We start from the raw sequence: 22,348 nt of genomic DNA on the forward strand, positions 1-22,348 counted from the left end.
GCTCCGGTGGAGCTTTTTAGTGACGTGCCAGGCAGTAGGGCGAGCTCCCGACGACTCGGATGATTTTACTAGGATTGGCACCGCCGATCCCATTCATGATATCTTGTGCAAACAAAGCCTACCTCACCTGGATCGGTTTTTTTCGGATGTTCCAAGGAATAAGAAAAATGATAGGAGGGATGATGAAATATCCCATTTTGGGTGGGCATGCACTGAATGGTACTGCTATCGCAGTACCCATTTTTTGTTTAATGAAGCTCTTTGAAACAAAATATCAATCGCATCCTTAAACAAAAAATCCCGGGCTTTCACCCGGGACTCATTCAGTGCAGAGGAGGAGGGATTCGAACCCCCGGTACCTCGCGGTACAACGGTTTTCAAGACCGCCGCATTCGACCACTCTGCCACTCCTCTAATTTTTTAGAATCCTAATTTAGGATTCCAGCCTAAGATTCAAAGTTCTAAATAATGCCTTTTAGTTTCAAAAAATTATATCCTTCAATCGATTTGAAAAACATTTCTTTTTTGTAGGCATCTGACTTGGTCTCAAAAGTTTCATAATAAACCAACTCCCAGGGTCTGTAAGATTTTGTTGATCTTACTTTTCCATTATTATGGTCTTTTAGTCTATTCTCAATATTCTTCGAATGGCCATAATAGTGTCGATTTACTCTTTTACTTTTCAATATGTATGCAAAGAACGCCATTTACATTCTTAATTGTGGTTCAACGGTTTTTCCCGAAGGGATCCCTTTGGGACAAGACCGCCGCATTCCCCGAAGGGACCACTATGTGACGACCACCCTGCCTTTCGGCAGGTAAATCTGCCACTCCTCTAATAAATTTTTAAGAGCCAATGCTCTTTTTTTAAGGCCCGTCCACAGAAGCCTAAGCGAAGGTGTAAAACGGGAGGGCAAAACTAATACACTCTGTTAATTTTATCAAACCGATTATCGGTTATTTCTTTTGCGATGTCTTAATTTCTGTTGAAGTATTTGCGATTTTTCAAGACTGGCATTTAACTCAAATCCAAATAATAAAATAAAGGATATGAAGTACAGCCATAACATAAGCCCAATCATAGCACCTATTGAACCGTAAAGCCTGTTGTATGAGGCAAAATGATTAAAATAATAGGTATAGGCAAGCGAAACTAAAATACACAAAACAGTAGCCAGAATTGCACCATATGAAAAGAAACGCCATCTTTTATGGATGGAAGGTGCCCAGTAATAAATCACTGAAACTCCCAATAGAAAAATTAAACCAATCACCAGATATTTAAGAATATAGAGCAAATAATAGGTCGTGTCAGTTTGCAAAATTTGCCATTCAACCATGGTATCAAGGGCAAATCTTCCAATGATTAAAATTGCGATGGCAAAAAATAAAATCAGGGCTAATACGACGGTTAGAATTAATGAAATCCACCTTCTATAAATGTAGTTTCTTGTTTCTTTTGTTTTATAACACGCATTAAATGCCGCTATTAAGGCATCCATTCCGTTTGTCGCCAAAAATAACGCAAAGAAAAATCCAAATGACAATAAGCCTCCTCTTGGTTTGCTCACTATATCATTGATTGTACCTTCAGCATTGTTATAAATTTTACCTGGGACGACTTCCTGAAGGAAATCCAGGATCTTTACATTTAAATTTTCAATTGGTATGTACGGAATTACGGTAAACATAAATATTAATGAAGGGAAAATGGCAAAGGTGAAATTAAAGGCCACGCCATAGGCCATCATTGAAATTTCATCATTGACTAATTTTTTCCAGAAAATTTTTCCAAAATTCCAAAGAGGCACCCTATTTCCGGTGATGTGGGTATTCTTTAGAAAATCTATAAAATTTCTGTAGTGTATTGACCTTTCTATGCGCTCTTTATACTTCTTAATTCTACTCAAAATAAGGTTTTAAATGATCGCTAAGTTCTTGTGGCGGCTTACAGGGCTTTCCACTTTGTTTGTTGATAAAAACCAATGTAGTCTTTCCGCTATGGATATGCTCATTATCATTTCTGAAGATTTTATAATGAAAATCAAAACGAATGGTTGGCATTTCTTTTATGCTGACATTTACAGTCAATAAATCATCATAGAAGGCCGGAGCAATAAATCTGGACCAATTTTCACGTACGGGAAGAAGAATTCCATGCTCATCTTCTAATTTTTTGTAGCTAAAGCCTATTTCTCTAATTGCCTCAACTCTGGCAACTTCAAAATAGGTAGCATAGTGCCCATAATATACATAGCCCATACGGTCTGTTTCTGAATACCGAACTCTGATTTTAACTTCTGTCTCGAACATTATTTGATATTCGCTCTATTTAAAGCTCGTTGATAACGATTGGCGTTGTTAATGTGTTCTCTGATGGTACTCGCAAAATTGTGATATCCCGAGAAATCTTCTTTAGCGCAAAAATAGTAATAGTTATGATCTTCGGCATTTAATACTGCATCAATTGAAGAAATTGAAGGTAAATTTATCGGTCCCGGAGGAAGTCCCTGATTTTTATAGGTATTATATGGTGAGTCAATATCCTTGTGAACATTTAAAACCCTTTTTAACTGAAAATTTCCGGTTGCAAATACCAGAGTGGGATCTGCCTGTAATGGAATGCCTTTTTTTAATCTGTTTAAATAAACACCTGCAATTTTTGATTTTTCATCGTTCCAACGCGTCTCTGCCTGGACGATAGAAGCTAAAATACTAACCTCATCTCTTTTTAAGTTGATTTTTGCCGCTTTATCAATTCTTACTTCATTCCAAAAATGTTGATACTCTCTTTGCATTCGATCGCATAGCTCTTCCGGATTTTGTTGCCAATACATTTCATAAGTATTTGGAATAAATAAATTCACAATTGTAAAAGTGTCCTTACCATATTTTCTGCAAAACTCAGGATCCCGAAGTTTTGCTTCGAGTAGCTCCGGATCCATTTCAATGTATTTACAAATTTTTTCGCAAAGGTCTTTTTTAGTTCTTATGTTGTTAAATGTCACCGTCACAGGAACCTGAATACCTGCTCTTAGCTTTCTTACAATATCTATATTGTTAGAATTTGGACTGATCAAATACCTACCTGATCGCACCTTATCTTGATAATCTAGAACTTTTGACACAAATGAAAATGAAAGAGCATCACTTAATACTTCATCTTCATTCATTTGGGATACCAGCTCTTTAAATAATGTCCCTTTCTCTATTTCAAGATAATAGGGCTTATTCTGGCCTACAAGGAAATTAGCGGCAAAGAATACCTGATAAAAATAAAATGTGAATGATATTATCATTACACCTGAAAATAAAAGTACAAGCGGCAGTCGCGCTTTTTTAGCTTTCATGTCACAAAATTAGATCAAAATAGACTCTTAAAATAAAATCAAATATTTTAAACCAAAAATCAGTTGATTGTTTGACTTGAACACTCCTTAACCATATATTTAATGCAATATTATGGAAGCAGAATTGTTAAAAATTCATCCCGTTAATCCAGAACAAAGAAAAATAGATCAGGTTGTTGAAGCGCTTGAACTGGGAGCACTTATTGTATACCCTACGGATACAGTCTATGGTATTGGTTGTGATATCTATAATTCCAAAGCCATTACAAAGCTGATTCAGGTATTAGGTATTAAGGGAAAACAAATGAATCTTTCGTTTATCTGCAATGATCTGAGCCATATTTCTGAATATGTTAAAGGACCTGATAATACTTCATTTAAGCTAATGAAGAAATATTTGCCCGGTCCTTTTACCTTTATTTTGGAATCCAGTTCGAGAGTGCCAAAAATTTTAAATGTCAAAAAGAAAACTGTTGGAATTCGAATTCCGGACAATAATATAATTCGTCAATTGGTCAGGTCGCTTGGAAATCCCATAATTACTTCTTCATTAAAGCTGGATGATGATATTGTAGAATACCCTACGGATCCGGCTGAGATTTTCGAAATGTATAAAAACAAAGCTGATGTTATTATTGACGGGGGATATGGTCATAACGTTCCATCAACTATTATCGATTGCACTACACCGAAATACGAAATTATCAGACAGGGCCTGGGAGAAATTTATCTGTAATCCTGACTTGGGTCTTCACTGAACATCATTTTGCTCGAAATTTCTTGCTTCCAGTTTGGGTTGCTAATCTCACCTATGGCTGTTGAATGAACAATTTCATAGTTAAAATTAGCACGGTTGGTCTGAGCAAAAACAAATTGAACATTGCTTTGTGGTTGAGGTTCGGTAACTGAATAATAAATCCATTTTTCATATGGAATTATTGCATTGTTAATGGCACTTCTCGACATATCAGAAAACTCATCGTCAATACGGTTGGGCTTTCCATATTGAATATAGACTCTTCCGCGATCTGTTTGATATCCGGGCATGGTCTGCGTCTTGTATTTCCTTTCTACAATTTCAACCCGGTCTTTATATTCTAAAAATAAGATTCTTGCATCTTTATCTTTAGTTTCTCTTTTCTGAAAGAAGTAGCACAAGAAATTAATTTTCTGTTTTTCATCCCCTGAATTTACTACCGCTTCTGCGAAGGCCCTTTCATTTTGTTTTGCCATAGGCATTAATGCATCCACCAGGAAATCAAGGTTTTTCATATTAATGGTTTCAGCAATTTGACAGGGGTCATAATTGTTGGAGTCGAGTTCTATGGCTTTTTCATCTTCATTTTCAACAATCAAATCGGGATGAAAACGCTGGAAATATTTCTCTTTTGAATAAAGTGAATTATTGGTGCGATCCTTGATTTCCAAAACCAGGTTATAATCACCTGATGGTACTGGAGATAAATCTATTTCTGCTAATACAGGATTAACGCCATCAGCCTTAAGTTTTTTGAAAATACCTGTTTTGTCAATTTTTTCTCCCGTTCTGGCATTTGTAATACGCGCTTCAAGTAAATACGTAGCATCTTTTCCAATGACCTCATCCGAGTTATACACTTCGAGATAAAAGATATAGCGATCATCTGCTTTTGCAAAGAAGTTTGAATTTCTTGAAATCATTTCTATTCCATTTTTTACGTTTGGAGCTTGTTTTTTAGATGATTTATAGGATTTTAAATTTTGAATATCACTCATCTGCAACAAGGCATTATCAAAACCTATTTTTACAGGAAAGTTTACACTTAGATTCGAAGGCTCCCCACTGGCCAGATCGCTTGCATAAAGGAAAAATGAATATTCACCAACCGGAAGAATTACTCTGTGCTGAGTTAGATATTCCTCAGTTTTTAAACTTATTTCGGAATTTGGAGAATTCGATAAGCGATAAGAGTCGATAAAAACAGTATCATTTTGCTTTACCATTCCGGCAATGACTTTTACTTCAGATACCAGTTTTCCCTCTGAGCTTTTTCTGTGTGTTAAAGTGTTGGCCGGAAAGCTTAAATAGTACTCAAATAATCCCAAAGAATCATTGGCCTTGAAATTACAATAGTCCAGCGTAGCAGCTATTCCCTGTGAGTAAGTTTCATTTGAAATGAAAAATGAAATTGAAAGGATCAGAAGTAGTTTTTTAATCATATTTGTTTTCAAAGACTTCAAAGCTATTAAGATAACCGTTTTTAATCAATTTGAATTCATACATGAACAAGGATTTCATCATTTTACCATCTTATCTGCTTCCGCCAAAATCTTATTTTGACCAAATAAAAGTAGCAAAGAGGCTAATTATCAATGATCTTGAGGTATATAAAAAACAAAGTTTAAGAAATCATTTTGATATTTTGACATCTCAGGGCCCACTTATGATTACATACCCTGTGCAGAAACCCTGGAGAGGAAAATCTATAAGAGATATTAAAATAGACAAAACACAAAAATGGTTAAAGAATCACTGGAGATCAATTAAAACTGCATATGGTAAGGCTCCCTTTTTTGAGTACTATTCAGATTATTTTGAATCGCTAATAAAAAATCCACCTGATAACCTTCTTGAATTTAACCTTCAACAGCTAAGCATATGTTTAAAAATTTTGGGAATAAATAAGAAAATGCTTCTCCTAAGTGAGGAAAAATCTAATTTATTGAATACATCTCAATTCGAGTTGGAAATGGAACGATTTAAAAATTGGGATGTTTATTTTAGTCAGAAACAAGACGAATTGGCATACCAACAGCAATTTGGCAATGATTTTGTTGATGGATTGAGCATAATTGATTTGATTTTTAACCAGGGACCGGAATCAGTATTGTATCTAAAAAAGACTTAAACAAAATTTGGTAACTGTGCGTTTTTTAATCTGATCTTACATATATAAATTGTGCGTAGCATTAAAAAGAATTAAATGTTACCTTTACCTAAGGCCATTAAGCCGTATTAATATTTATGGAAGCAAAATTTTCAAATAGAGTAAAAGAAGTCATTTCATTAAGCAGAGAAGAAGCATTGCGTTTGGGCCATGATTATATTGGTACCGAACACTTATTGCTTGGCATGATTCGCGAGGGTGAAGGAATGGCTGTTTCCTTGCTCAAAAAATTAGGGGTATCACTGGACGAACTTCGCATGTCAATCGAACAGGCAACCATGGGAACGGCTTCTCAAAACATTAAGAATCTTTCAAATATTCCTCTGACAAGGCAGTCAGAAAAAGTCTTAAAAATCACCTATTTAGAGGCTAAAATTTTTAAAAGTGAGCTCATCGGCACAGAACATTTATTGCTGTCCATTTTAAGAGATGAAGACAATATTGCCACACAAATCCTTGAAAAATTTGACGTCAGCTATGATGTCGTAAAAGAGTTATTGGAATATCACCATCAAAACCCGGTTTCTAGTCAGGAAACTGAAGATTCGGATGAGGATTCAAGCAAATTCTTTGGTGGCGGAGGCGGAAAAGGCGAAAACCCAAAATCAGGTGCAGAAAAATCAAAAACGCCTGTTTTAGATAACTTTGGAAGAGATTTAACAAAGTTAGCAGAGACCGATAAACTCGATCCTATTGTTGGAAGAGAGAAGGAAATTGAGCGTGTTGCTCAAATATTAAGCCGTAGAAAGAAAAACAATCCAATACTCATAGGTGAGCCGGGAGTTGGTAAAACCGCAATAGCTGAAGGCCTAGCACTTAGAATTGTTCAGAAAAAAGTTTCAAGGGTATTATTTGGCAAAAGAGTGGTTACCCTGGATCTCGCGTCATTGGTGGCAGGAACAAAATATAGAGGTCAGTTTGAAGAAAGAATGAAAGCAGTTATGAATGAGCTTGAAAAAGCTACCAATGTCATTCTTTTCATTGATGAACTTCATACAATAGTTGGAGCAGGAGGAGCAAGTGGCTCATTAGATGCTTCAAATATGTTTAAACCGGCCTTGGCCAGAGGCGAGATACAATGCATTGGTGCGACAACTTTGGACGAATACCGTCAGTATATTGAAAAAGATGGCGCGCTGGCAAGAAGATTTCAGGTAGTGATGGTTGATTCTACTTCTGTTGAAGAAACCATTGAAATCCTTAACAATATCAAAGAAAAATACGAAGATCACCACAATGTAAATTATACGCCTGAGGCTATAAATGCATGTGTAAAATTGTCTGATAGATATATTAGCGATAGGTTCTTACCGGATAAGGCCATTGACGTTTTAGATGAAACAGGTGCCAGAGTTCATTTAAATAATATCCATGTACCCGATAGTATAGTGAAGCTTGAAGAGGCAATTGAAAATGTAAAAAAAGAGAAAAATAAAGTTGTAAAAAGCCAAAAATACGAAGAGGCTGCACAACTGAGGGATAAGGAAAAAAAGCTTCTGGAGCAATTGGATATCGCGAAAAACGATTGGGAGGAAGAAACCAAAAAAAGAAAATACACTGTCGATGAGGAAAATGTGGCAGAAGTAATTGCCATGATGACCGGAATACCTACTAAACGAGTTGCTGAAAAAGAAAGCTCCAAATTGAAAGATATGGATAAAGACCTCTCGGGTAAGGTTATCGGGCAGGAAGAGGCAATTAGAAAACTGACTAAGGCAATTCAAAGAACAAGAGTAGGTCTTAAAGATCCGAAAAAACCAATTGGTTCATTTATATTTTTAGGGCCAACCGGTGTTGGTAAAACAGAACTGGCAAAAGTCCTGTCTACTTATTTGTTTGATAAGGAAGATTCGCTTGTGCGAATAGATATGAGCGAATACATGGAGAAATTCTCTGTATCGCGACTTGTCGGAGCACCTCCGGGATATGTGGGATATGAAGAAGGCGGTCAATTAACAGAAAAAGTAAGAAGGAAGCCTTATTCGGTTGTCTTATTGGATGAAATTGAAAAAGCCCATCCAGATGTCTTTAATATTTTATTGCAAGTGCTGGATGATGGCATACTTACAGATGGACTCGGAAGGAGAGTAGATTTTAGAAATACGGTGATCATCATGACTTCTAACATTGGAGTAAGGGATCTCAAAGATTTTGGTATGGGCATTGGATTTAATACACAATCCAGACAATCGAACCAGGATGATATTGTAAAAGGAACCATACAGAAAGCCTTGAAGAAAACTTTTTCCCCGGAGTTTATCAATAGGCTTGACGATATAATTGTCTTTAATTCACTGGAAAAAGAGCATATATTCAGAATTATTGATAATGCTTTAGAAACGGTATTCAATAGGATAGATGCCATGGGGTATGGTGTTGAATTAACGGTTAAAGCCAAAGAGTTTTTATCTGAAAAAGGATACGATCCACAGTTTGGAGCTCGGCCTTTAAATAGAGCTATTCAGAAATATCTTGAAGATGCAATTGCTGAAGAGATACTGAAAGGCGATATAAATGAAGGCGATATCTTATCTGCTGATTATAAAGAAGGTGCTGAAAACCTTACAATTAAGATCAAGAAAAAGAAGAAAAAGGAACAACCAAAAGAATAGTATGAAGCCCTGATTTTTTCAGGGCTTTTTTATTCAATTATTATTTTTCTTGTGTCTGAATTTGTATTGGTAGAGAATTTCAAAATATAAATACCATTGGGTAAAGATGAGATATCAATACTAATCATAGTAGCATTACTGATAACATTTTTTAATAATTGTCCCTCTACATTCAACAGTTGAATTAATAATTCTTCATTGTTGTAATTTTTAATATTTAAAATTTCTCTCGCAGGATTTGGGAAGATTTTTATTTTGCTGGCAATCTCAAATGAATTTAAGCTCGACGATTTTTCAACTCTGAATGCCCTGTCCACATAAATACTATCTGAGCCAAATACATTAGAAACTTTTAAACTTATATCATACCAACCTTCGGTCTGAAGAACAAATTCAACATTTTGCGAGGTAAAATTAGAGGAAGAAGAATCAGAACTTAGCAGCCACTCCCAGGTGTCAGGGAAATTGCCTGAAAAATCTTGAATAAAAACCGTATCTCCTGTATTAAATAAGGTATCTGATACTTGAAAATTAGCAATCGGTATTTGCAACACTGTATTTGTATCTAAACATAACCTGTATGTTACAGAACAACCATTTGGCATTTGGGATCCCGTACAATTTCCAAAGGCACCCGATGCTGTGAAATAAATGGAATCGTTAAATTCAATATTGAAAAAACCCCCACCGGTTAGGCCATCACCCCAACTGTCATAAACAGTAAAATCATAACAACCGGGACTCAAACAAAATAAAAAAGAATCCAGGACATTGGCTTGAAAACTGGCTTCATTAAAAAGTACAAGTCCATTTGTGTCAGCAATTTCCAGATTAAGTTCTTCCGGCCAATTATCGGCAAACATTTTAAAAGTCACTTCATTTCCATCAATAATTGAGAAGGATTTAGATTTCAAATTATTACATTGATTATAATCGGCTTGCCCGTTGACTGTTAATATTTCACCAATCAGGGTATAATTCCCCGGTAAAAAGTTGATGGTATCTAATTGAATGATTGCTTCCAGTCCCGGTAAGAGTATTCCCGTCCATGCCAGTGTATCCGGTGATTGCCCTTGGATTTCCCAGGATAATTCCAGGGATGCAATGGTATCAGTGCCCTTATTTCTAATGCTAATTTGAGGCACCTGTATGCGATAACAAGAGTTTTCATCGGGAGAACTTATTTTCCCTATAGAAGCTTCAAGTGTGGGTGTAAAAGTAAAATAGTTTCCACCTAGCGTGTCATTTGGCCCCTGAGAAGGATCTAACCAATCTGAGAGACGTGCTGAACTATTACTTCCTTTTACCCAGCTGTACGAAAACTTCCCATACCAGTCGCTGGTAATATTTGTGCATGAAGCATATCCTCCATGAAGTTGGCCTACAATCTGCTTGTCGGTATTAAAAAGCGGAGATCCGGATGAGCCCCCTTCTGTGGTCCCGTCGTCCCATGCGGGGATGCGCCAATGCGTTTCATTGGTATCTATGTTTGATGAAAGGTAGTCCGTAGATTCTGTACTTTGATAAGAAAAACTTATTTTTTTTATATCTCCGCTGGGATGATGAATAGCAACAGCTGTATCTGTACTTGTATTTATATTTGACCATCCTGAATAAAACACGTTGTATGCCAGAGGTGGCCTGCTATCTAATTCCAGAAGGGCAAAATCACTAGTTGCGGATGTCGCTACCAAACTGGCGCCACTTACAATTTGATTGGTTGGCCCGTCGATATTGGCACAGCTAGGACTTTGATAATTAAAGTAAAACATCCAGTTACTGACCCCGGCGCCTGTCAGACAATGATTTGCTGTTAAAAAATATGGTGTTCCATCTTCACAGGTATTATTAATCATAGCACCACTACACCAGCGTGTTCCACCAGCCAGAACTATCATGGCAACGCTGTTTGTTTGATCGACCCAATCTAATCCCTCAGGACAATTAACATTATTATTACATGGTCCTGAATCACCAAAGAGGAAGAAATTCTTATATCCGTGAATCACACTGCTGATTTCAATTTTGGGATCCGGCGAGGAGATTGGTGAATTGTATTCTAAAACCAGTTTTTCACCTGGGATTAAACCTGTGGCAAATTCAGGGTTTTCATCAGTATTGTTTGAAGAAGTAAAAGCACCTAAAAGATAGCTGCGGTCTTTATTGTATAAAAATAATTTACCACCTTTTGGAATCCTGAAATCACTGTATATCAAATTAATGCTGAACGCCTCTGGACAAAGGAGCTCGAGTCTCCACACTTTTGTTTCATCATTAATAATTTCTTTAGTAGAAGAATTAGCAATGGAAATAGAAACTTCATGAGCTTTTCCAAAACGCATCGGGCGATTGCGCAATTGATCAAGGCTGTCCTCAAGCAACAATCTTTCAACATTGACTTTTGGAAGCTCAATGCTATTCACTTTTTCTTGAAGCACATTATCAAAAGAAAGTGGTGAGCTTTTTTCGGAAATTTGTGCAAAAACCCGAGTGCCCAGCAAGAAAAATATAATCAGCAAATATCTCATTCTAGTAAGTTCCCGAATATTTTCTGATGAACCATTCGATTGTAATCAGTAATAATCCAACAAAGAATATCCAATATAAAGATATGAAATCGATATTGACTTCCCTGCTATGGATTATTCCTTTGCTTTCATTCCCAAGAATTTGATCAATATTTTCTTCATTTATACTTGTGAAAAAATCACCGCCGTTGCTTTCTGCCAATCGTTTCAATAAATTAAAATCAGCCTGTGAACTTAATAATTCAAGTTCCATTTTTCGAATTGAAAACTGACCTTTCACTTGGTAGTTTTTATTATCTACTTCAGTATTGGCATTATAGCTATATATACCGGGCTCAAGCCCTTTAATACCAAATTCCCGGTCTTTGCTATTTGTGAAATTATATTCTGTTACTGCACCTGATTCGTTTCTGACTTTCATTTGAATCTTATTCCCAAATATGGGCTCGAATATATCATTGTATATTTCCGATTCAAAAAACACCGTATTGCTTTCATAAAGATCGTCTTCATTTTTTATTCTGATTCTAAATTTGCGCTTGTCTTCCTTTAGAGAAAGAAATTGAACCATTTTATTAATAAGTGCATCAGTAAATTCAAAATTTTCGTTTATAGAATATTCGTGCATTCTCCAGGCCCATAAGCCATCGCCCAAAAGCATTCCGAATTTATTATTTGAGACTTGTTGAATAGCTAAAAGTGGCTTACCTGTATTGATTCTATTGACAGCCTGGTACAGGATTATTTCAGACCCTTCCCCGAGTTCAAAATTGGCAAAGGGGACTTCTATTGGCGGTAGTTTTGGAATGAGCTGCTCAGTGTTATCAGGTAATTTGAATTTTTGAAAATCCGGATTTATATATGGATTAACGTCATCCATTTGACGGACTCTGGCATTAATATTTATTCCCTTAAATTCCCTGTTTAGGTTGTAATAATCACTGGATGGCCCCAATATAAACCAAATTGGAACTTCTTTTTCAATAAATTTTCGGACGTAAGCATTTCCTACATTTTGAAGATTAGGGATTTGATGCATAATTACCAGGTCAAATTTTTCTTCCGGCATTACCTCAGTCGCCAGAGAAACACTTATGACATCGTAATTCAAACTTTTTGAAAGTGCATCTTTTATTGCTTTTATGTCAGGATGTGGATTCAATGATAATACAAGCACTTTATCCTTTCCATCTATAATTTCTAAATAAATATCTCTTACATTGTTTTCCTGTCTTTTTGGATCTTCATTTTGGGCTATCGCCTTAATCCGCAATCGCTGTTGACCCGTATTTTTGGCCAAAACCTTGAAGTTGGTCGATTTTAAGCTTTCATTCTGTTTAAAGATTAATGTTTCTTCCTTTAGAACAGTGCCACTACTTAGAATTTGAACCTTCACATTGGTATTTTCAAAGCCATTTTGTTGTATGGATACCTTAATTGGAAAGTAATTATCGAGGAAAGCCACTTCATTATACTGGATATCATTTATCCATACATCCTTAACTGTTGATGTATCACCCAGTCCAAGTGTTGAAATTCGATTGGAATATTGCATATATAATGGTGAAACACCGCGATTAAAAAGGCCATCCGATATCAATAAAATGCCGCTTAAGTTTCGATTTTCATATCTTTTATCAATATTTTTCAACATAGAAGAAAGATCGGTTTTCTTTGAATCGAATGTCAGACTATCGTTTATATCAAGGACTTCATCATTGAGATTTACTATTTCAAGACTTATATCCCGTTCAAGTGCTGATTTTTTTAAGCTTTGAAATGAATTATTTAATATTTCAAGTGGTTCAGTTTCTAAATAAGTGCCTAATGAACTTGAGTTATCCAAAGCAATCACAAAAGCAGGCTTTTCTATTCGATTTTCGAAATGCTTAATTATGGGATTGATTAACAAAATAAAAAGTAGAGTAAATAGTACAAATCTTAGTGCAAAGAGTACAATTCTTATATTTTTACTTATCCTTTCTTCTTTTCGATAAAGCAATAAACTCAATAATGCAGCGAGAATTATTGCGGGAATAAGAAGCAATGGAGAATATTCGAAAGTAAGTGAGAAATTCATTCTGTAATGGTAAAAATACTAGGCCGTGAAATTTTATGATCTGTTTTTATAATGATTAATGCTTATACAAGATTTGAAATTGGTTAAATTAAGCTTATTATTTTTCCTTTTACATTGTCTAATATTTTATGCTAACGCTCAAAATGAAATAATAGTTGGTGGGGAGTATACCAAAGTCTCAAACTATATCTCAGAGGCTAAATTAAAGGATTTAAAGTCAAAATTTGGTCGAAATAAAGGGATTCCGAAAAAATATGAGCTTCAAATCTTATTGGCACTTTCCCATTACCCGCAATTAAATGATGTTTCAATCGAGTTTATTGAAAAGAAAGTTTTTGCACCTTTGTCTGCTTTACCATCAGTACCTTCAATGATCAGCCCATTGACCAATAGGAAATACAGGGTAATTATTTCTTTGAAATCAACAATTGAAATGGAGAGGATATTATTAAAAAATTTACCCTTAAATGCTCAAGTAGGGGTAATAGGACATGAACTTGCTCATATTTTGGATTACGACCAAAGATCTTTCAGCGAGTTATTGGCCGTAGCTATCAATTATGGTGTGAATCCGGCTTATCACGCCTGGTATGAAAAGAAAACGGATTTACGAGCCATTGAAAACGGTTTGGGATGGGAATTATACGCTTATTCAAAATACGTGAGAACTATATTTGGTAGTGAAGAAAGGGAAGTAAATCTTTCTGACGATTTTTACCTTCATTTCAATGAAATATTGTACGAAATGCAAAAAACCGATCTGTATAATATCTATTTTCAACCCAACTCAATCAATAAGAGATAATTACACTTTGCAAAATAAGATTAGCAGAATATAAATATATTTCTATATTTGATAGCTCCTTTTGAAAAAACCAAGAAAAAGATGTGCATTCATCTTCATAATAGAGAATGAAGTTATCTCTAAGTAATTCCAATAAAAAAGTCACATTATGCAGACAAGGTTTTTCTTATCTTAAGAAAAATGGTCTCATGAAAGGTTGGAGAATTCACTCAGCAGGTTATGCTTTTCACCAAAAAACAGTGATGGGCAAAATAAGGACTAATTACCTGCACAAATTGCTCGCACAGGAATTTGTAAAACAACCCAAGTCAAAAAAGAAGTTATTTGTCAGAATGATAAATGAAAACAAATTGGATTGTAGAGTAGAAAACCTTGAGTGGGCGGATATGGGAGAACTTAGAAGACATCAGCATTCCCCTGCCAGACATTTTAGAGGCGTGTCTAAAGATGGCAAAAAATTCCGGGCGATATTGTATGACCAGGGGAAAAGGATTTACATTGGCCGTTTTGAAACACCGGAGGAAGCTGCATTAGCCTATAACCAGGAGTCGATAAAACGCTTTGGAAAAACAGGGGGCCTTAATGAGGTAAAGGAATTAGAATTAGAATCAAGCAATTAGATTCTACTATTTATATTTCCTTGAAATAATTTTCCGCTTTTTTGAATTCTTCGTAACTGTTAAAATTCACCATTGCTAAAGCGCTTTCCCTAAAAAAACCCGAATTAATCAGACGTAAATAATTGTTGTACTTGGTAATCAGATTAACTCTGTCAAGATTTGGGATTGTTTTTAGAGGCTTTCTTAATGTTAATGTTTGCATGTCTTTAAAATTTATATTTCAAAGAAACATGCTGCCTGCGCAGGCTATTTGCGCAGCAATTTTATTTATACATTTTTCTCATTTTTTTTAATTCCCTCTGAATTTCTTCTCTAAGTTTTTTTGGTTTTAAAACTTCTACAGAGCTTCCATAGCTGAGGATTTGAGACTTTAACTCATAACTGATCATTACTTTGATTTCTATGGTCAAATCATCTGTATTTTGATTTATAATCTTTTGTGAATGATGAATAGGTTGTGTTAAAATGTATTTGGCTTGTGAAGAATTAAACTTTAACATTATTTTTTTGACATTTAGTTTTTGCGGTGCAGTAATTCCAAAAGCATCCTTAAAATAATCCAGTGAGTTAAATTCTTTGTGAATTTCAAAATATTTATTGGTTTCTTCTATTGATTCGATCCGGTCCAAACCAAAGGTATTGATCATTTTTTTGTCTTCATTCCAGGCAATCAAATACCATCGCGATTTATATTCCTTAAGAAGATAAGGATGAACTTTGTACGATTTGGACTTGTCATCTTTAAATGACTTATAAATCATTTCAAGTACTTTTTGCGATTTAATAAGCGCTAATAAAGGATTGATAAAATGTGTTCCCTGTGCGATTGGTGAAGATTCAAATTCAATAAACTCACCCTGATTATTTAATTCTACCTGTCGTGAAATTTTATAAGAGGAGGCGATTTTTTCGATTATCCCGGAAAATGGTCTTAGGATTTCCACATTTTTAAATTGATCGAGCACGCGTGTTGCAAATTCGAGGGTTTCCAGATCATCGTCATTTAAAGGAATATTGTCAATGCTATAGTTCGCATCTTCATATCGATAAGCACTTTCTTTTGAATCATAAATAATCGGTGCATTGTATCCAAGATCGCTATCATAGCGCATGGCCTGGATATCAGCCTGTATGGTTCTGGTTGAAATTGGCTTGCCAAGGGCTTCCTCACATTCATTTATTAAATCCTGCAATTTGGGAAGTGGCTTAAACTTGTTTTTCAGCCTTCTGTTAATTATTCTATATCTGATTAATGCGTCTTTGTTTACAGGCATATGTAAAAAAAAGCCTTTCAATTGTTTTTGAAAGGCTTGAATTTTAAGAATAAAAATTAATTTCTATCAATACAATTGAGGTCATCGAAAGCCTGAGTTAGCCTGGCCACAAAGCTTTCTTCGCCTTTTCTCAGCCAATTACGAGGGTCATAGTATTTTTTATTGGGTTTATCCGCACCTTCCGGATTGCCAATCTGAGATTGCAGATAATCGCGATTTTCTTTTTCAAAGTTGCGAATACCATCCCAGAATGCCCATTGCATATCGGTGTCAATATTCATTTTGACAGCCCCATATGTAATCGCTTCGCGAATTTCTGCTTGTGAACTTCCCGAACCTCCATGAAAAACAAAATTGATAGGGTTGCCATCAAGATTCAATTTTTTCTTTAAATAATCTTGCGAATTTTTAAGTATTATAGGTCTCAATTCAACATTTCCGGGTTTATAAACCCCGTGAACATTGCCAAAAGCTGCGGCTATTGTGAATCGCTCTGATACCTCGGATAATTGCTCAAAAGCATAAAAAACTTCCTCGGGTTGTGTATATAAACGTGAGCTATCCACTCCTGTATTATCTACCCCATCTTCTTCACCTCCTGTAACACCCAGCTCAATTTCAATAATCATTTGAAGTTTATTGAGTTTTTCAAAATAGGACTTACTTATACTTATATTTTCTTCCAATGGTTCTTCTGAGAGATCTAGCATATGAGAGCTGTACAGAGGCCGCTTGTGTTGTGCAAAGTGTTTTTCACCGGCATCTATTAATCCATCGATCCAGGGCAATAGTTTTTTAGCAGCATGGTCTGTATGTAATATTACAGGGACTCCATATGCTTCTGCCATGGCATGTACATGTTGAGCGCCCGATATGGCCCCAAGAATAGCCGCTTTCTGGTTTTCATTGGAAATGCTCTTTCCGGCAAAGAATACAGATCCTCCATTTGAAAACTGTATCATGACAGGTGAATTCACTTTAGCGGCTGTTTCTAAAACCGCATTGACTGAATTGGTACCTACAACATTTACGGCGGGCATAGCAAAATCATTCTCATTTGCATAATTAAGAAGATCCTGTGCCTCCTGACCGTATAATACTCCTGGTTTGAAACGTTTTGACATTATATTTTCTTTAATTAAACGATAAGTTCTTAAAATTTATAGGTGATTCCAATTCCTATGACACTTTTAAATTGTGTTCGTGGTGCGATATCTATAGGATCATTTTCCGCAGCAATTTTTATATCCTGATCATAGATTAATTGAGTAAGTACACTGGCTGTCATAAAATCGTTTATTTTCATATTCAAATTATTAATCCAGTTGACATCCAATACATCGGGATCTTCAAGATAATTTGAAAAGAGGTCTAGTACTGATTCAAATTCTACATTTTTAACAACTTCTTTGTTGAAATTTATTCTGAATGAGGCTCCAATTTCTGCCCGTACATTTTTACCCGGAGTAATAATGTTGCCGGCGCTGTCTATTACTGCCGCATCTACACCGTATTCTCCATTATCCGCCAATCTCTGATCCATGACCAAAGTAATTTTAGCAGTTAAGGGAGATAAAAAGAACGAGAGATATTCTGTTGGCTGGTAACCAAAACCCAGCGCTTCTTGAATATAACCGGGTGCGAGCCAATCGGAAATTTTGTTATCGACAAATTGTGAATCAGGGGGGTTATATCCCGGCGCAAATTGTGATCTGAATGTAAAAACGTTTGAAAATGACCATTTGGGTTTATAATTATAATCCAGTTCGGATGTAAATAATATTTTATCATCACTTTTAATAACCGGGGCTTCTCCTTGCTTTATCAGGCCATAGGCTATCTCAAAACTGTTTTTCCATTTAAATTTATTCTTTTTATAGTCGGCTCTTACCAAAAAGTTACCTGTTCCTGAAACAGATTCCTGACCACCACCGGCCCAATTGGTTAGAGAGACATTTGTAAAATTCAAACCGATTCTACCTCCAATGACCCAATTTTTCAAAGAATCAGGAGTGCTTAATTCCTCATCCTGGCCATTACTATTGAAATGGCAAAAAGTTATAATAATTATTAACAGATAAATTTTTTTCATCACCACAAATTTTTCGATGCGGCAAAACTAATATTTAATTTAATTCTGCTATCATATTCAAGTGCAAAAGAGATTTGTGGAAAACTTAGTGTATAACTTGTGGATAAGTTTAAACCTGCAGGGCACAATTTTATATAAATTTAGAAGAGAATCATCTAATTACACCTATGAAAAAGAATGTTGGAGTTATGGACAAGTTGCTTAGAATGTCAATTGTTCTGATAATAGGTGCACTTTATCTCGTAGATGCGATTTCCGGACTTCCTGCAATTATTTTGGGAGGAATAGCTCTGTACCTGACGATTTCAAGTTTTATTGGTTTTTGTATTTTATATAAGCCTTTTGGCTATTCTTCTATTGAAAAAATAAAAAGCACAAAAAGAAGAAAGCGTTGAATCAGCGATCTACTTCTCCGAGGACAATGTCGATGGATCCAACAATTGCTATCAAATCAGCAAGCAGCGATCCTCTTGATATTTCAGGTAAAATGGAAAGATTAACAAAGCAACCGGAGCGTGCTTTGCACCGCAGCGGAACATCTGATTTTCCATCTGATTTAATATAAAATCCCAGTTCACCTCTTGGATTTTCAGCTCTGAAGTATATTTCCTGTTCTTTTGGTCTTATTTTTTTGGGGCAAAATTCCCGGGGGTCAAAATCTTTTGTTCTCTTGTAATCATTTTGAAGTCTATTCAAACTTTGTTCAACAATTTTCAATGATTCCTTGCATTCCTGTGCTCTTACCCAGGTTCTATCCCAGCAATCTCCGATGGTTCCCATTTCTCCTTTCCCTATTGGCACATCAAATTCCAATTCGGGATATACTGAATAGGCATCTACTTTCCTAAGATCAAACCTCAATCCGGAGCCTCTTAATACCGGCCCGCTGGCGGCATAATTAATGGCAAGATCGCGATTAAGAATACCGACATTTGCGGTGCGTTCTACAAAGATCTTGTTTTCAATAAGCAAACGGTCAACTTCAGAAAGTTTTGGTTTTAAATAATTGATGAATTCAGTACACTTCTCCTCAAATCCAATCGGAAGGTCATAATAAAGTCCTCCGACCCATATATAATTATAAAGCATACGGGCACCACAGATCCATTCAAGCATTCTAAGGATATGTTCTCGGTCTCTCATCATCCATAGAAGTGGGCTTACAGCACCAATATCCACTGCATAGGTACCAATTGCCACAAAATGCGAAGCTATACGATTAAGTTCAGCCACTAATACCCTGATGTATTCCACACGCTTTGGAATTTGCGAGCTTATCCCCAACATTTTTTCTACAGCCATGGCATAGGCATGCTCGGAATTCATGGCTGAGACATAATCCATGCGGTCTACATACGGAATTATTTGATTGTAGGGTAAACTTTCGGTATGTTTTTCAAAACAACGATGTAAATATCCAATATGGGGTACTACATCAACAATGTATTCACCATTGAGCAATGTTTCCAATCTCAGGACTCCATGAGTGGATGGATGCTGAGGTCCAATGTTTATAACCATCTCTTCTCTTTTGAGCAAAGAAGGATCGTATCTGGAAGGTTCTGAATTATTTAGATGACTTTCTTCAAATTGATATTGAATCTTTGAATTCTTGTCAATATGGTTTTTTGTGTTGTTCAAGCCTCACTTTCGAAATCAATTGTAATACCGTGGTATTTTTCTGATGTGGTGTAATCTTTGCGCAGAGGATAGCCTTTCCAGTCTGCAGGCATTAATATTCTTCTCAAATCCGGGTGGCCATCAAAAGGAATTCCGTACATGTCATATACTTCTCTTTCCATCCAATTTGCAGAACGATAGAACTTTGAAATGCTCGAAATCGCTTCGGTCAATTCATTTTTTTCGGTTTTATTAACTTCAATGATAATATCAAGATGCCGGTCGAAAGGAATGGAATAAAGCCTGTAAACTACCCCTAAAGTTCCATTTTCCCAATTGTCAACACCGGAAATACATGTTAGGTAGTCAAAATACATTTCCTGGTCTTCCCTCAAATACACAATGGTCTCCAAAAATTTTTCCTTTGACACCTTAATGCATTCTACATCAGAATTATTTTCAATCAAGGCGAAGTAATCTTGGTCAAATTTTTTTAATAAAGAATTAACTATTGCCATGCTCTGATTTTCTTGATTTAAAAATTTTTGAAATGAGTGTTCCTTCCGGATGTGGTGTAGATGCTATCTTTTCCTGCAGTTTTAAAATTCCCCCAATTAGAGCTTCAGGACGGGGAGGGCAACCCGGCACATATACGTCTACCGGAATGATTTTATCAACACCTTTAACAACATGATAACCGTGCTCCCAATAGGGTCCGCCACAATTCGAACAGGAACCCATGGAAATCACATATCTGGGTTCCGGCATTTGTTCATAAAGTCTTCTGACCCTATCAGCCATTTTAAAGGTCACTGTACCTGCGACGATCATAACATCGGATTGCCGTGGGCTCGGTCGGGGAAAAACACCTAAGCGGTCAAGGTCATAGGCGGAGGCATAAGTAGAAATCATTTCAATTGCGCAGCAGGCCAACCCAAATCCCATCGGCCACAGCGATGATAATTTGGCCCAGTTTAATAGGTCATCAATTGAAGTAATCGCTATGTCGCCTTCTCCTGTTTTCAATCAGTTGTATTTTTCATTTATCTTATCGTAATAACTGTCCGGAATATTGGATTGGTATTTTTCATTCTCGATTTTGGGTTTTGGCCAATTTAAAAAACCTTTTTTCCATACAAAAAATAAACCCAAAAACAAGATAGCTATGAATATAAACATTTCGATTAATGTCAAGTATGACCAAATACCTTCACTTGCATTATTTAGCGCTGTATTATCAAATATTAAGGCCCAGGGAAAAAGAAAAAGTATCTCTACTTCAAACAGTAAAAAAATTAAGGCTATCACGAAATAACCCGGATTATATTGGATTCTCGCATCATTGGAGGGTTCCTCACCGCTTTCATAACTTTTTAATTTTTCGACATTTGGATTGGTTACGCTTAGAAATCGCGAAGTGAGTATTCCAAAAACACCGAATAAAATTGCCGCAGCAAAAAACAGCAGAATCATTGCATAATTTTCCAGATAGGTTTCGCTCATGTTCAAATTTGAATATTATTTTTTAATACTAACAAGGTATACCCCACTGAATATAAGCATTGCAAAAAAAACTTTGTTTAAGGTCAATTCATCTTTCCCTAATAATACGGCGAGAAAACTCGCCAAAAGAGGCTGCAAATAAATATAAATACCGACCATACTGGCATTGACATATCTCAACGACCAGGCATTCAACAAATATGCAAGAATGGTTACAGCTGCTACAATATAGAAAATTGAAAGATAGATTCTTCCTGGCATTTGATCCCATTCAACAAGAATCAGGTCGCTGAACCCCACAAGTGTAACAAAAGGTATAGCCAAAGTAAATATCCATTTTACCACCGTTATAGGATGATACTTTTCCATAATTGGTTTTATTAAAACCAAATAAATACCATAAGAGCAGGCATTGATAAATACAAGTATATCTCCTTTAAAAGTATCGCCTGAAAATGAGAATCCGGAATTCCCAATCAAGAGGATAGCACCTGAACATCCAAACAAAACTCCCAGCATTTTTAATTTTGTTATTTTTTCCTTTAGGATTATTGCTGATGAGATCAATACAAGTATCGGAGTAGCAGTCATTATAAGAGAGGCATTGATAGGGCTTGTAAGGCTCAAACCTTTAAAAAAAAACAATTGATTAATGACAACTCCAAATGCAGTTGCTCGAAGAAGAAGATAGAAATCTTTTCTGCTTTTAATTTTTTCCTTAATCCAAATGGCGTGAATAATCCAGAAAACAGCAGCAGCTATAATGACCCTGATGACTATCAAGCCGAAAGGGCCAACATATTCAGGCATTACTTCTTTTGCAATGATGTAATTTCCAGCATAGATTGCCCCAACTGAAAAAAGAACAGCATGAATTGTATACTTATACGGCATTTGGCAGGCAAAAATGTGGATTTTCAGCTACATATTTTTTTTA

22 protein-coding genes and 1 tRNA gene are annotated in these 22,348 nt (G+C 35.8%); 6 read left to right on the top strand and 17 right to left on the bottom strand.

All coding sequences use genetic code 11. The features are described 5' to 3' along the window. Positions 1-329 precede the first annotated feature (329 nt). The 5 genes from HZR84_10825 to mltG all read right to left on the bottom strand — a co-directional run bounded on the left by HZR84_10825 (position 330) and on the right by mltG (position 3,350). A tRNA-Ser gene (locus HZR84_10825) sits at positions 330-414 on the bottom strand. 47 nt (positions 415-461) lie between these two features. Further along, the gene (locus HZR84_10830; protein QNL22412.1) at positions 462-707 is read right to left on the bottom strand and encodes a GIY-YIG nuclease family protein; all 246 of its coding nucleotides are present in this window, start codon (positions 705-707) and stop codon (positions 462-464) included. 243 nt (positions 708-950) lie between these two features. Then, positions 951-1,910 carry a YihY/virulence factor BrkB family protein gene (locus HZR84_10835; protein QNL22413.1) on the bottom strand — a complete coding sequence of 320 codons (960 nt, stop codon included), beginning with the start codon at positions 1,908-1,910 and terminating at the stop codon, positions 951-953. Continuing rightward, positions 1,903-2,313: an acyl-CoA thioesterase gene (locus tag HZR84_10840; GenBank protein QNL22414.1), complete on the bottom strand. Its 411-nt coding sequence runs from the start codon at positions 2,311-2,313 to the stop codon at positions 1,903-1,905. Before HZR84_10840 ends, HZR84_10835 begins: the two co-directional genes overlap by 8 nt. Then, on the bottom strand, positions 2,313-3,350 hold the full coding sequence (gene mltG / locus HZR84_10845; protein QNL22415.1) for an endolytic transglycosylase MltG: 1,038 nt from the start codon (positions 3,348-3,350) through the stop codon (positions 2,313-2,315). The genes HZR84_10840 and mltG overlap by 1 nt, the downstream gene beginning before the upstream one ends. Positions 3,351-3,462: 112 nt before the next feature. Here mltG and HZR84_10850 point away from each other — a divergent pair, with 112 nt between their 5' ends. Next, positions 3,463-4,086 carry a threonylcarbamoyl-AMP synthase gene (locus HZR84_10850; protein ID QNL22416.1) on the top strand — a complete coding sequence of 208 codons (624 nt, stop codon included), beginning with the start codon at positions 3,463-3,465 and terminating at the stop codon, positions 4,084-4,086. On the opposite strand, the gene HZR84_10855 is transcribed toward HZR84_10850, so the two are convergent. Further along, positions 4,077-5,549, bottom strand: a complete 1,473-nt coding sequence (locus HZR84_10855) for a GWxTD domain-containing protein (protein ID QNL22417.1) — start codon at positions 5,547-5,549, stop codon at positions 4,077-4,079. The two genes, HZR84_10850 and HZR84_10855, sit on opposite strands and share 10 nt — an antisense overlap. Positions 5,550-5,611: 62 nt before the next feature. Between HZR84_10855 and HZR84_10860 the strand changes: the two genes are divergently transcribed. Together HZR84_10860 and HZR84_10865 are read left to right on the top strand one after the other, a co-directional pair. Further along, complete coding sequence (locus HZR84_10860) at positions 5,612-6,238, top strand: WbqC family protein (GenBank protein QNL22418.1); 627 nt, start codon at positions 5,612-5,614, stop codon at positions 6,236-6,238. Between the two features lie 116 nt (positions 6,239-6,354). Next, a complete protein-coding gene (locus HZR84_10865) occupies positions 6,355-8,889 on the top strand; it encodes an ATP-dependent Clp protease ATP-binding subunit (protein ID QNL22419.1) in 2,535 nt (844 codons plus the stop codon). A 29-nt stretch (positions 8,890-8,918) separates the two neighbouring features. Here the strand turns inward: HZR84_10865 and HZR84_10870 are convergent, their stop codons facing one another. Next, on the bottom strand, positions 8,919-11,417 hold the full coding sequence (locus tag HZR84_10870; GenBank protein QNL22420.1) for a T9SS type A sorting domain-containing protein: 2,499 nt from the start codon (positions 11,415-11,417) through the stop codon (positions 8,919-8,921). A gap of 1 nt (position 11,418) precedes the next feature. Beyond that, on the bottom strand, positions 11,419-13,497 hold the full coding sequence (locus HZR84_10875) for a hypothetical protein (GenBank protein ID QNL22421.1): 2,079 nt from the start codon (positions 13,495-13,497) through the stop codon (positions 11,419-11,421). A gap of 58 nt (positions 13,498-13,555) precedes the next feature. On the opposite strand from HZR84_10875, the gene HZR84_10880 reads away from it, so the two are divergent. Both HZR84_10880 and HZR84_10885 read left to right on the top strand, forming a co-directional pair. Further along, positions 13,556-14,302 (top strand): hypothetical protein, encoded by a 747-nt coding sequence (locus tag HZR84_10880; protein QNL22422.1) that lies wholly within the window; start codon positions 13,556-13,558, stop codon positions 14,300-14,302. Between the two features lie 107 nt (positions 14,303-14,409). Beyond that, positions 14,410-14,922 carry a hypothetical protein gene (locus HZR84_10885; GenBank protein ID QNL22423.1) on the top strand — a complete coding sequence of 171 codons (513 nt, stop codon included), beginning with the start codon at positions 14,410-14,412 and terminating at the stop codon, positions 14,920-14,922. Between the two features lie 10 nt (positions 14,923-14,932). Here HZR84_10885 and HZR84_10890 read toward each other — a convergent pair whose 3' ends face one another. From HZR84_10890 to HZR84_10905, 4 genes are all read right to left on the bottom strand, one after another. Then, entirely contained in the window at positions 14,933-15,124 is a 192-nt protein-coding gene (locus HZR84_10890) for a hypothetical protein (GenBank protein ID QNL22424.1), read from the bottom strand. 61 nt (positions 15,125-15,185) lie between these two features. Continuing rightward, on the bottom strand, positions 15,186-16,196 hold the full coding sequence (locus HZR84_10895) for a WYL domain-containing protein (protein ID QNL22425.1): 1,011 nt from the start codon (positions 16,194-16,196) through the stop codon (positions 15,186-15,188). A 56-nt stretch (positions 16,197-16,252) separates the two neighbouring features. Then, a complete protein-coding gene (gene fbaA / locus HZR84_10900; GenBank protein ID QNL22426.1) occupies positions 16,253-17,320 on the bottom strand; it encodes a class II fructose-bisphosphate aldolase in 1,068 nt (355 codons plus the stop codon). A 29-nt stretch (positions 17,321-17,349) separates the two neighbouring features. Beyond that, positions 17,350-18,288 (bottom strand): DUF3078 domain-containing protein, encoded by a 939-nt coding sequence (locus tag HZR84_10905; GenBank protein QNL22427.1) that lies wholly within the window; start codon positions 18,286-18,288, stop codon positions 17,350-17,352. Positions 18,289-18,455: 167 nt separating this feature from the next. On the opposite strand from HZR84_10905, the gene HZR84_10910 reads away from it, so the two are divergent. Next, a complete protein-coding gene (locus HZR84_10910; GenBank protein ID QNL22428.1) occupies positions 18,456-18,683 on the top strand; it encodes a DUF2892 domain-containing protein in 228 nt (75 codons plus the stop codon). A gap of 1 nt (position 18,684) precedes the next feature. Here HZR84_10910 and HZR84_10915 read toward each other — a convergent pair whose 3' ends face one another. From HZR84_10915 to HZR84_10935, 5 genes are all read right to left on the bottom strand, one after another. Continuing rightward, positions 18,685-19,827: an NADH-quinone oxidoreductase subunit D gene (locus tag HZR84_10915; GenBank protein ID QNL23244.1), complete on the bottom strand. Its 1,143-nt coding sequence runs from the start codon at positions 19,825-19,827 to the stop codon at positions 18,685-18,687. A gap of 98 nt (positions 19,828-19,925) precedes the next feature. Next, a complete protein-coding gene (locus tag HZR84_10920; GenBank protein ID QNL22429.1) occupies positions 19,926-20,426 on the bottom strand; it encodes an NADH-quinone oxidoreductase subunit C in 501 nt (166 codons plus the stop codon). Then, entirely contained in the window at positions 20,413-20,934 is a 522-nt protein-coding gene (gene nuoB, locus HZR84_10925) for an NADH-quinone oxidoreductase subunit NuoB (protein ID QNL22430.1), read from the bottom strand. The genes HZR84_10920 and nuoB overlap by 14 nt, the downstream gene beginning before the upstream one ends. Then, the gene (locus HZR84_10930; protein QNL22431.1) at positions 20,935-21,411 is read right to left on the bottom strand and encodes an NADH-quinone oxidoreductase subunit A; all 477 of its coding nucleotides are present in this window, start codon (positions 21,409-21,411) and stop codon (positions 20,935-20,937) included. 15 nt (positions 21,412-21,426) lie between these two features. After that, the gene (locus HZR84_10935) at positions 21,427-22,305 is read right to left on the bottom strand and encodes a DMT family transporter (protein QNL22432.1); all 879 of its coding nucleotides are present in this window, start codon (positions 22,303-22,305) and stop codon (positions 21,427-21,429) included. Positions 22,306-22,348 lie beyond the last annotated feature (43 nt).

This window comes from Hyphobacterium sp. CCMP332 (assembly GCA_014323545.1).
Lineage (GTDB): Bacteria > Bacteroidota > Bacteroidia > Cytophagales > CCMP332 > CCMP332.

Bases quoted from the DNA above. Each gene is read 5' to 3' on its own strand.
- HZR84_10875 (QNL22421.1), bottom strand. From the start codon at position 13,497: ATGAATTTCTCACTTACTTTCGAATATTCTCCATTGCTTCTTATTCCC.
- mltG (QNL22415.1), bottom strand. From the start codon at position 3,350: ATGAAAGCTAAAAAAGCGCGACTGCCGCTTGTACTTTTATTTTCAGGT.
- HZR84_10905 (QNL22427.1), bottom strand. From the start codon at position 18,288: ATGAAAAAAATTTATCTGTTAATAATTATTATAACTTTTTGCCATTTC.
- HZR84_10895 (QNL22425.1), bottom strand. From the start codon at position 16,196: ATGCCTGTAAACAAAGACGCATTAATCAGATATAGAATAATTAACAGA.
- HZR84_10920 (QNL22429.1), bottom strand. From the start codon at position 20,426: ATGGCAATAGTTAATTCTTTATTAAAAAAATTTGACCAAGATTACTTC.
- HZR84_10910 (QNL22428.1), top strand. From the start codon at position 18,456: ATGAAAAAGAATGTTGGAGTTATGGACAAGTTGCTTAGAATGTCAATT.
- HZR84_10850 (QNL22416.1), top strand. From the start codon at position 3,463: ATGGAAGCAGAATTGTTAAAAATTCATCCCGTTAATCCAGAACAAAGA.
- HZR84_10855 (QNL22417.1), bottom strand. From the start codon at position 5,549: ATGATTAAAAAACTACTTCTGATCCTTTCAATTTCATTTTTCATTTCA.
- HZR84_10870 (QNL22420.1), bottom strand. From the start codon at position 11,417: ATGAGATATTTGCTGATTATATTTTTCTTGCTGGGCACTCGGGTTTTT.
- HZR84_10860 (QNL22418.1), top strand. From the start codon at position 5,612: ATGAACAAGGATTTCATCATTTTACCATCTTATCTGCTTCCGCCAAAA.
- HZR84_10885 (QNL22423.1), top strand. From the start codon at position 14,410: ATGAAGTTATCTCTAAGTAATTCCAATAAAAAAGTCACATTATGCAGA.
- HZR84_10880 (QNL22422.1), top strand. From the start codon at position 13,556: ATGCTTATACAAGATTTGAAATTGGTTAAATTAAGCTTATTATTTTTC.
- HZR84_10865 (QNL22419.1), top strand. From the start codon at position 6,355: ATGGAAGCAAAATTTTCAAATAGAGTAAAAGAAGTCATTTCATTAAGC.
- HZR84_10830 (QNL22412.1), bottom strand. From the start codon at position 707: ATGGCGTTCTTTGCATACATATTGAAAAGTAAAAGAGTAAATCGACAC.
- HZR84_10930 (QNL22431.1), bottom strand. From the start codon at position 21,411: ATGAGCGAAACCTATCTGGAAAATTATGCAATGATTCTGCTGTTTTTT.
- HZR84_10840 (QNL22414.1), bottom strand. From the start codon at position 2,313: ATGTTCGAGACAGAAGTTAAAATCAGAGTTCGGTATTCAGAAACAGAC.
- HZR84_10935 (QNL22432.1), bottom strand. From the start codon at position 22,305: ATGCCGTATAAGTATACAATTCATGCTGTTCTTTTTTCAGTTGGGGCA.
- fbaA (QNL22426.1), bottom strand. From the start codon at position 17,320: ATGTCAAAACGTTTCAAACCAGGAGTATTATACGGTCAGGAGGCACAG.
- HZR84_10890 (QNL22424.1), bottom strand. From the start codon at position 15,124: ATGCAAACATTAACATTAAGAAAGCCTCTAAAAACAATCCCAAATCTT.